At 34.1% G+C, this 8060-nt stretch carries 9 protein-coding genes and 1 pseudogene; 6 read left to right on the top strand and 4 right to left on the bottom strand.

Annotated features, from left to right (window positions below):
- Positions 1-128 precede the first annotated feature (128 nt).
- Positions 129-1277, bottom strand: a complete 1149-nt coding sequence (locus KFT32_RS26835; RefSeq protein ID WP_211750407.1) for an SGNH/GDSL hydrolase family protein — start codon at positions 1275-1277, stop codon at positions 129-131.
- Between the two features lie 193 nt (positions 1278-1470).
- On the opposite strand from KFT32_RS26835, the gene KFT32_RS26830 reads away from it, so the two are divergent.
- The 6 genes from KFT32_RS26830 (at position 1471) to KFT32_RS26805 (ending at position 5278) form a co-directional block, all read left to right on the top strand.
- A complete protein-coding gene (locus KFT32_RS26830) occupies positions 1471-1758 on the top strand; it encodes a hypothetical protein (RefSeq protein ID WP_211750406.1) in 288 nt (95 codons plus the stop codon).
- 2 nt (positions 1759-1760) lie between these two features.
- Positions 1761-1964, top strand: a complete 204-nt coding sequence (locus KFT32_RS26825) for a hypothetical protein (RefSeq protein WP_211750405.1) — start codon at positions 1761-1763, stop codon at positions 1962-1964.
- Complete coding sequence (locus tag KFT32_RS26820; RefSeq protein WP_211750404.1) at positions 1951-2316, top strand: hypothetical protein; 366 nt, start codon at positions 1951-1953, stop codon at positions 2314-2316. Before KFT32_RS26825 ends, KFT32_RS26820 begins: the two co-directional genes overlap by 14 nt.
- Positions 2317-2320: 4 nt before the next feature.
- Entirely contained in the window at positions 2321-3286 is a 966-nt protein-coding gene (locus KFT32_RS26815; RefSeq protein WP_211750403.1) for a peptidoglycan recognition protein family protein, read from the top strand.
- 27 nt (positions 3287-3313) lie between these two features.
- Positions 3314-3553: a phage holin gene (locus KFT32_RS26810; protein WP_211750402.1), complete on the top strand. Its 240-nt coding sequence runs from the start codon at positions 3314-3316 to the stop codon at positions 3551-3553.
- 237 nt (positions 3554-3790) lie between these two features.
- Positions 3791-5278 (top strand): recombinase family protein, encoded by a 1488-nt coding sequence (locus KFT32_RS26805; RefSeq protein ID WP_211750401.1) that lies wholly within the window; start codon positions 3791-3793, stop codon positions 5276-5278.
- A gap of 52 nt (positions 5279-5330) precedes the next feature.
- On the opposite strand, the pseudogene KFT32_RS26800 reads toward KFT32_RS26805, so the two are convergent.
- The 3 genes and pseudogenes from KFT32_RS26800 to KFT32_RS26790 all read right to left on the bottom strand — a co-directional run.
- Positions 5331-5504: pseudogene (locus KFT32_RS26800) on the bottom strand (DUF255 domain-containing protein); the annotation flags it as partial.
- A gap of 220 nt (positions 5505-5724) precedes the next feature.
- Positions 5725-6582 carry a prohibitin family protein gene (locus KFT32_RS26795; protein WP_211750408.1) on the bottom strand — a complete coding sequence of 286 codons (858 nt, stop codon included), beginning with the start codon at positions 6580-6582 and terminating at the stop codon, positions 5725-5727.
- Positions 6560-6721 (bottom strand): hypothetical protein, encoded by a 162-nt coding sequence (locus KFT32_RS26790; protein ID WP_211750400.1) that lies wholly within the window; start codon positions 6719-6721, stop codon positions 6560-6562. Before KFT32_RS26790 ends, KFT32_RS26795 begins: the two co-directional genes overlap by 23 nt.
- Between the last annotated feature and the right edge of the window lie 1339 nt (positions 6722-8060).

Below are 8060 nucleotides of genomic sequence, written 5' to 3'. Positions count from 1 at the left end.
AGATACATTAATAACATTTACCTTCTTTCTTTTTTTGGCATTGGGGATATTCAATTTATTATATTCGCGTTAAGACATGTCTTATGACATTCGAGAAAAATTACACATTTTAATTACTCGATAAGTAACTATTCATCATTGGTATAATAACCATTCATCACTACAGAGCCATTGATTGGAAGTTCTTTAATGATGATCTTTGCTACATGATTTCCATCTTTAAGATTATCTGTGATAAAACCAGTATGAGTAATATCAAAAGGAACATTAGTGTTAATGGTTTTGATTAATTCTTCATCAATATAAACTTCATACACTCCTCCAGAAGCATGTCCTAGATGTGATATCCCAAACATATTGCCTTTAAATTCAACTTTTAAACTAGAACCTATCTTCCGGCCCTCTATAGCGCCATCCTCTGTCAAACTGAAATTATTCTGTTCTAACAATCTAGTATAATGCAATTCTTTAAACAAATTCGAATCTGCATATAAACGATTTGTTGGCATCTTGAAATCATCTTTTTCAGACGAATTTACAATAGAATTGTATATTTTGCTTGCGTATATCTCGTACCCCTTATCATTGGGATGAACGCCATCGTCTGTAAATGTTTCATATGGCTTTCCGGTTTTCTCAAACGCTTGCTTTAAATCTACATTGATAATACCGTAATATGCAGATAATTCTTTTATTGTTTCAATAGTCTCTGTTTTTGATAAGCTGCTCTCCGTTAAAGATACAATAAGAGCATTAGGATATTTTTGTTTTATGTGTATTATTAATTGTTCGTAAATTGCTTGATATTCGCTTATCTCTAATTTCCCTTGATCGTTTTGTCCATAACATAAAAAGATTACATCTGGGTCTACATTCGATTTATTGTAGATATTTACTAATCCATCAAATGCTGTACCGCCACCAATAGTTATCAATTGGCCGTATGAGTTGACTTCGTGTTCATTTTTTAGTTTTTTTTCTAATAGGATATTCCAGTTGCTGTCGGTAGAAGAAGCTCCCGTACTCTGCCCAATGCTATCTCCAACAATTAGATAATTCACACCAAATTTATTTGCGATTTTATCACTGAAACTCCAATTGTCGTAAAGACTTGAAGCTGAGAACGACGATGATGTATTTCTTTCTGATGCACTTACATTCTTTTCTGTTATGTAACTTGTAGCAATATAAACTGCTAGGGGTGCAACTATCATTACAGCTAATGGGAGTATTGTGACCTGTCTCGATTTTTTGTTTTCTTTGTTCCTATTTTTCATTGCTAAACATCCTCCATTATCCCTACCTTTGATACAAATTGTATCATTTGCCCTAGATAAAATCAATTAAATTAATTATTAGTAATAGGCTTATATTCGCAGATGATGTTCACTTACCTTACATATCAAATTAATTTCACAATATATTAAAGGATATTACGCAATTTATTCCTCTATAAAGGAAGCGATTCAAATGAATGAAGATCCATTAACTCTAATTGAACGCCTTCTTGGACTTGGTGAGAAGTATGGGATAACTCCTGTGCTTCTTTTTATTTCTATACTCTCATTAATCTATGTACTTCGCATGGTGCTCAAAGGGGATTTGGTTCCTCGTTGGATGCTTGATAAAGTTGAAGAAGATAGAGATGAAGCAATGGAAATACTTAAAGGTCAAGAAACAGGCGCACTCAAAGAAGTATTAGAGTTTATGAAGAAAATTAAAGTCAACTACAAAGATTCATCTGGTGGGAGTGATTAATCATGAAATGCTTAGTTAAATGGTTAATGAAAAAGCTCCCCGTACATCAAGAGAAAGCGAAAGAAATAATGGAACAATCAGATAAAAACAGAATTACGATAGCCAGATATAAAGATATTAATCGGGAGCTACAAGTTGTAATTGAACAGAATCACGTAGCAAAACACCTCATCTATGATAAAGGGGATAATCATGCAAGCCATTGATATTATTTTATTGACGTTGTACCTCCTCTCTCTTACTTGTTCCATCTATGTTATCTCCGCACATCGTAAATACTTTAAGGAACGTTTTAAAGCAGGCGTAGTCAATTTGTTTATGATTGCTATGCTATTCTTCCTCAGTGCTTACACCATTAAAATGTGTTCAGTTATTTTGATCAGATTAGCAGTTGTATTTGAATGGAATTACCCTCTACTTGAAACAATTCAACTATACATATGGTTTGTGGCTCAACTTGGTACAACTACAGGATTGATTAGTTTGGCGATTTTAACGTGGACTAAACGATATGACTTATTCGTTTATTTGCGGAAAGTTGATAAGAAAGGAGAATGATAAATTGATTCAAAAAGGAAACTTTCTCTTACTCGACAAGTCGGAGTTTCGTGAGTGGTTAAAGAAACAAAATGTAGCTCGTCCAATTGAATATTTACAAGTACACCATACTTATCTCCCCAATTACACCACACGTAGGAATCAAGATCCATTCAAATGTTTAGAGGGTATGAGAAATAGTCATCTGTCTCAAGGATGGGCAGCTACAGGTCAGAATATATCAGTCTTAGAAGATGGTCGAATAGCAATTAGCCTAGATAGAAATTTGAATAGGATTCCAGCTGGCATTAAGGGATTCAATAGTAAATGTATCTGTGTAGAAATAGTAGCTGACTTTAATGTAGGTGGAGATAAAATTACCGAGCTTCAAAAAGAGTCTGTCGTCCACCTTTACGCTTGTTTAGCTGAAAAGTTTAATATACCGATTAACACTACTCACATTGTATATCACGCCTGGGTGTCTGTAACAGGAGAGCGATTGTCAGATTATATTCCAGGAAGGTCTAGTAAGACATGTCCGGGTACAGCATTCTGGGGTGACGGGAACACAATTGCTGCAGCTAATAAAAACTTTATCCCTCAGATCAAAGCAGAGTATCAACGTTTAACTAATCCAGTTGTAAAGGATGAAGATCAACCAATGACTAAGGAAGAAAAATTAGCATTTGATGAGTTACAAGCAACAGTTAAAAGCTTAAGTAAACAACTAGAGTCACTTGTGAACAGTAAAGATGTATTAAAAAAAGGTTCACAAGAACAAGGTTCATACATAAAGAAAGTCGATGAACGTGTCGCTAAGTTGGAAAGTTTAAATTCATTGCCTGCTCCTCCCTCCTATGCTCAGACTGCTATTGATCATTTTGAGAAGTCTTATGACAAAGACGGTAATCAAGTTTTAAATACACCAGACGGTCGAAGCAAGGTTTTTTATGATATCGCAACTATTATGTATCGTTACCTCAATAAATAATTAAAACTAAATTAGGAGTTGTTACATATGAGTAAATTTAAAACTTATGAGTTTTGGACAATTGTAATACCTGCGTTCCTGTTTATGATTCAGGCAGTTGGGAATGTTTTTGGTTTAGAATTGACCTCTGAGCAATACGATCAATTGATGATAGCCATCAATGGTGTTCTAGCATTCCTCCTAGCTGCAGGTGTTATTATTAAGACTGTGAAGGCGAATGAAGCTAAGAAATCAATTAAAGACGAAGTAAATGAGCTTGATAAGTAGTTAAGATGAAATGGTAATTTTATAAAGAAAACAGGCTTAAAAAACGTTGATTTGACGCGGTTTTCAGACATACATATTTAGAAATTGACTGAAAATACAACTATACCCCTCTTTAGGATGAGATTTTCCTATTGAGGGGTATTTTTTTCGTTTATAAATTATTTTTATTTTTAACTTGTAATGAATTACAATAAATCATACAATTTAACTATAACATGAGACAGAAAGGGACAGGTTATGGAATACGATATTAAAGACGTTGCGTTATATCTTCGTAAATCTCGTGGTGAAGAAGAAACTGATCTCGATAAACACAGGCACATACTAGTTGAGTTATGTGAACAAAGTGGATGGCGATATATAGAATATTCAGAAATAGGTAACTCTGAAACAATTGAGTACAGACCTAAATTCAAACAATTGCTTAAAGATCTTGAAGATAACATGTTTGATGCGGTTGCTGTAGTTGATTATGACCGTTTAGGTAGAGGTGATTTAGAAGATCAGGCTTTAATTAAACGTGTATTTAGAGACTCAGAAACATTTATTATCACACCTGAAAAGATTTATAATCTCGTTGATGATTCCGACGATCTAATGGTTGATGTGAAGGGTTTGTTAGCACGACAAGAATATAAAGCCATCAAAAAGAGGCTAACAAGAGGCAAAAAGCTCGGTGCAAGACAAGGTAAGTGGACAAATGGTATCCCTCCCTTCCCTTACGTTTATGATCCGAGTAGAAAAGGGTTGGTCGTAGATTCTGAAAGTCATGAAACTTACAAATTGATGAAGCAGCTATTCTTGAATGGAGAGTCGTTGCAAAGAATTTCATTTCATTTAAATAATCTTGGAATCCCTTCGCCTAAAGGTAGCACCTGGCATGACAATAGCATTAGACGAATTCTTATAGATGAGACTCATCTAGGAAAGATCATTACTAATAAAGTTGAAGGTTCTGCGCACAAAAACAAAAAGACTAAAGACCTGAAATATTTTAATAAAGATGAATGGATTGTCATCGAGAATTGTCATGAAAAAGTTAAAACTCCTGAAGAACATCAAGAAATTATTTCTAAGATAAAAGTGAGAAATAAATTCGCTCCTGCAGCTAGACGTGGAGCGTTCATACTCTCAGGATTAGTTAAATGCGGATACTGTGGCTATGGAATGCAAATTCAAGGTAAGAACCAAAAACAAGATCTGATTAAACCATGCAACAAACCTGATCCGTATGGAAACAGATGTAGTAATCGTGGAAATAAAGTTGAGACCATTATCCGCGCACTACTGATCGAACTCGAACAAAGAAAGTTTGAACTTGAAGAGGAAGTATCAACTCCTCAAAGCTTAATCAACTACGACAAATTAATCGATACCACAATTAAAAAGATTGAAAAAGTTAACAAAGCAATAAAGCGGATTAAGGAATTATATGAAGAAGGAGAATATGAAAAAGAGGAATATCAAGAACGGATGGATGACCGGAAACTTGAGCTCAATAAGTTGCAATCTGATCTTACTGATTATGAAATTCTAAAATCTAAGCAAGAAGCCATGAACAACGAGGAAAGAATTAAGCGATATCAAAGTGCTATCAATGTGCTAAAAAACCCCGATTTAGATGCTGAAACAAAGAATAAAGTATTAAAAGAAGTGATAGATAAAATTGTTTATTATAAGAAAAATACAGGGGATAATCCAAAAATCGAGGTTACTTATAAGTAGAGGTATAATTTAAAAACATGACACCAATGACAAGTTGACTTAAGCCCCACTAGGAATAGCCTACGGACAAGAATATTGGTTTACCTTCTCTTTTTGCTTTACTGAATGCTTCCTCACCCCAAGGGAACCAATCGACTGGGTTATGAGCGTGTTGGAGTAAATATGGAGATTTCTCGTTAATGAGCCGGTTGGGTCTACGTTTATGTTTTTCAGTATTATCTAACATCATAATTCATCCTCTCTAAAAAAAATAAAAACAGGGAGAATTCTCTCCCTGTTATATCTTACCTGTCTTATTAGCTCATTAAACACTCTGCTTAAATTCTTTCTGGCTTCATTAGAAGGCTCGTTATTGATCGAGATATTTGCTTATTAACTCTTCGTCCTTCCTTCTCACTCAAATATAGCTATAGTAAAGATTTAGGGGAGAGTCTCCTCCCCATATTTTATTTACTTGTCTCGGCCTTCTGAGCAGGTAGCTGAATCATTGGAGTGTTAGATCCACTCACATATGGTAATACTCCATCCCATTTCTTAATTGTTTCATACTGTACTAACTCATCCGTTAATGATTGTTGCAACTCTTTATTTGCCTTAGCTTGGCCTTCAGCTTCGATTAATAATTTATCTGCATTACCTTGTGCTTCAACTCTTTTTCTTTCTGCTTCTTTCTTAGCAATCTCTAGTTCGGTATTCTTACGTTCAAGTTCTTGAGAAGCTTCTACTCGTTTATCAATTGCTTCTTGTGTTTTAGCATCTGGTTGAGGCACTCCTACTGTTACATTTGAGACAATGAAACCGAGTTCTTTTACATCATCAGAAAAGCGCTGCTGGACATCAACTGCTGCATCAGATGATTTTTCTCCATAGACATCTATTACTGTAAACTTAGAAATACCTTTACGTGCAGCATCACGGAATCTTGTTTTCAAATATGTGTCTTCAATTTCTTCTATGCTAATAGGTCCAAATTTATTGAAAATAGATGATACCTTATCGGGCTCTACCTGGTAGTTGTAAGCAAAATCGATGGTGATACTTTTACCATCAGAAGTTGCGATCTGGATGTCTTTGTATTCCACTGTTTGAATACGAATTGGATATTTAGTAACCTTGTCAAAAGCTCCTACTATCTTCCAGCCTTGGCTTAGTGTATTATCTTTTACTCCTCCATTAGGGGAATACACTACGCCTACATATCCATTAGGAATACGTGTTATAAACATACTCACGACTAATGCTACAATAATAATTACTACACCTACTACAATTGCACCAACTTTAAACGTCTTCAGATTCTTCATCATTCGCATTCTCCTCTTTAGTAAATTGTCCATATTTCTTAGTGACTTTTTCCCCAACCTTATTGAAAATTGGAGTTAACAACATCCAAACCACAAAAGCTAAAAATACCACTAATATAATCCCACCAATAAACGGCATAGCATCACTTCCTAATTAGCGTTCTTTAAATATATGTATCAAAATTATTGCTAACCACATCCAATGCTACTTTTAATCCTAAAATTGTTTCAATATATTTAACTGGATCAGTCTCAGTGCAATAACTGACTAGCGTTTCAATTTCAAAAGCAACATTGTCTCTTAGATGAGTCAGCAATTCAGATATAATAAAGATAATAATTACTAATTAAAAAAGCCTCCCCATCAGAACGCTTCTTCATTTTAGTTATGTAATTAATTGTAACTCTCAACATCAGCCCTCAGCACATCACGAAATTCGAATCATTCCCCGTCCGAAAAATAGAGATAACTTCAATAAGTTTTATGATTTTGTTCCAAGTTTTTTAGTGGGGAGTGTATCATATCTATTGCATCCTCTCTAGAACAAATAAAACAGGGAGAATCATCTCCCTGTTTTATCTTCTCCTGCCTTATTAGCTCATTACACAACTTGTTCGGGTTTCCTCTTGCTTCTTGAGATAGTTTATTCTGGAATATAATGTATAAATGTTTCTTTAACTTTCTGTCTCCAGAGCTTCATGCACCTTACTTTCTAAATCTGTGCCAATCTCCTTATTGAAACAGGAGATTGGCACTCTGGATATTTATCTTGTTATGTCATTCATATTGCAAGTGAAGTTCACTTCTTATATAGTAAACTTTCGGATTGCTACACACTACACTTTCTACATTACTTAACTAATCGTATTGCTATGGCTTGCTTTAACTTTCTTTAACTTTCTTTAACTTCTTTTAATTGTATTTCAAAAACTATCAGCCTCTAAGTATGAATGAAACACCATATCCTCTGCGGTGTCATTTTTCACATATTGTACAATAGAACAAAAACCCGAACCTAATCAAAAGGATCAGATTCGAGTTTTACCTACTGTGTAAATAATCTTATTGGATAGGCCGACAATGTTTATGGCAAATTTCTAATTTTATTTAATTCCAAATAAACCATTATTTCTTTGGCATGCTTCGCCATCTCTTCATCATAAGGTCTTTCTCTTGCTTCCGCGACCTCGTTCTCTCCGGCTACTCAATCCAGAAAGTCTTGAATAGTTCAGTGCCATTAAGAGAACTGTATTTTGATTCTCTCTAGTTAATTATACCTATCAAATGTAAACTATAAGACCTAGAAATTATGTTTTTAAATAGGAAAATCAGAAAACAAATAACACAATTCCATATAAACAACGAGATTTTTTAACATAATGTTCTTTAAAAAGAACTATTCAATTTAAAATTTCATTAAAAAATACAATAAAGATTAAATATATAGTTATTTAGTATTAATTCCTCCTTTATATTT

Source organism: Paenibacillus sp. Marseille-Q4541, assembly GCF_018310695.1.
Classification (GTDB): Bacteria; Bacillota; Bacilli; order Paenibacillales; family Paenibacillaceae; genus Paenibacillus.
This window is presented reverse-complemented; position numbering and strand designations above follow the sequence as displayed.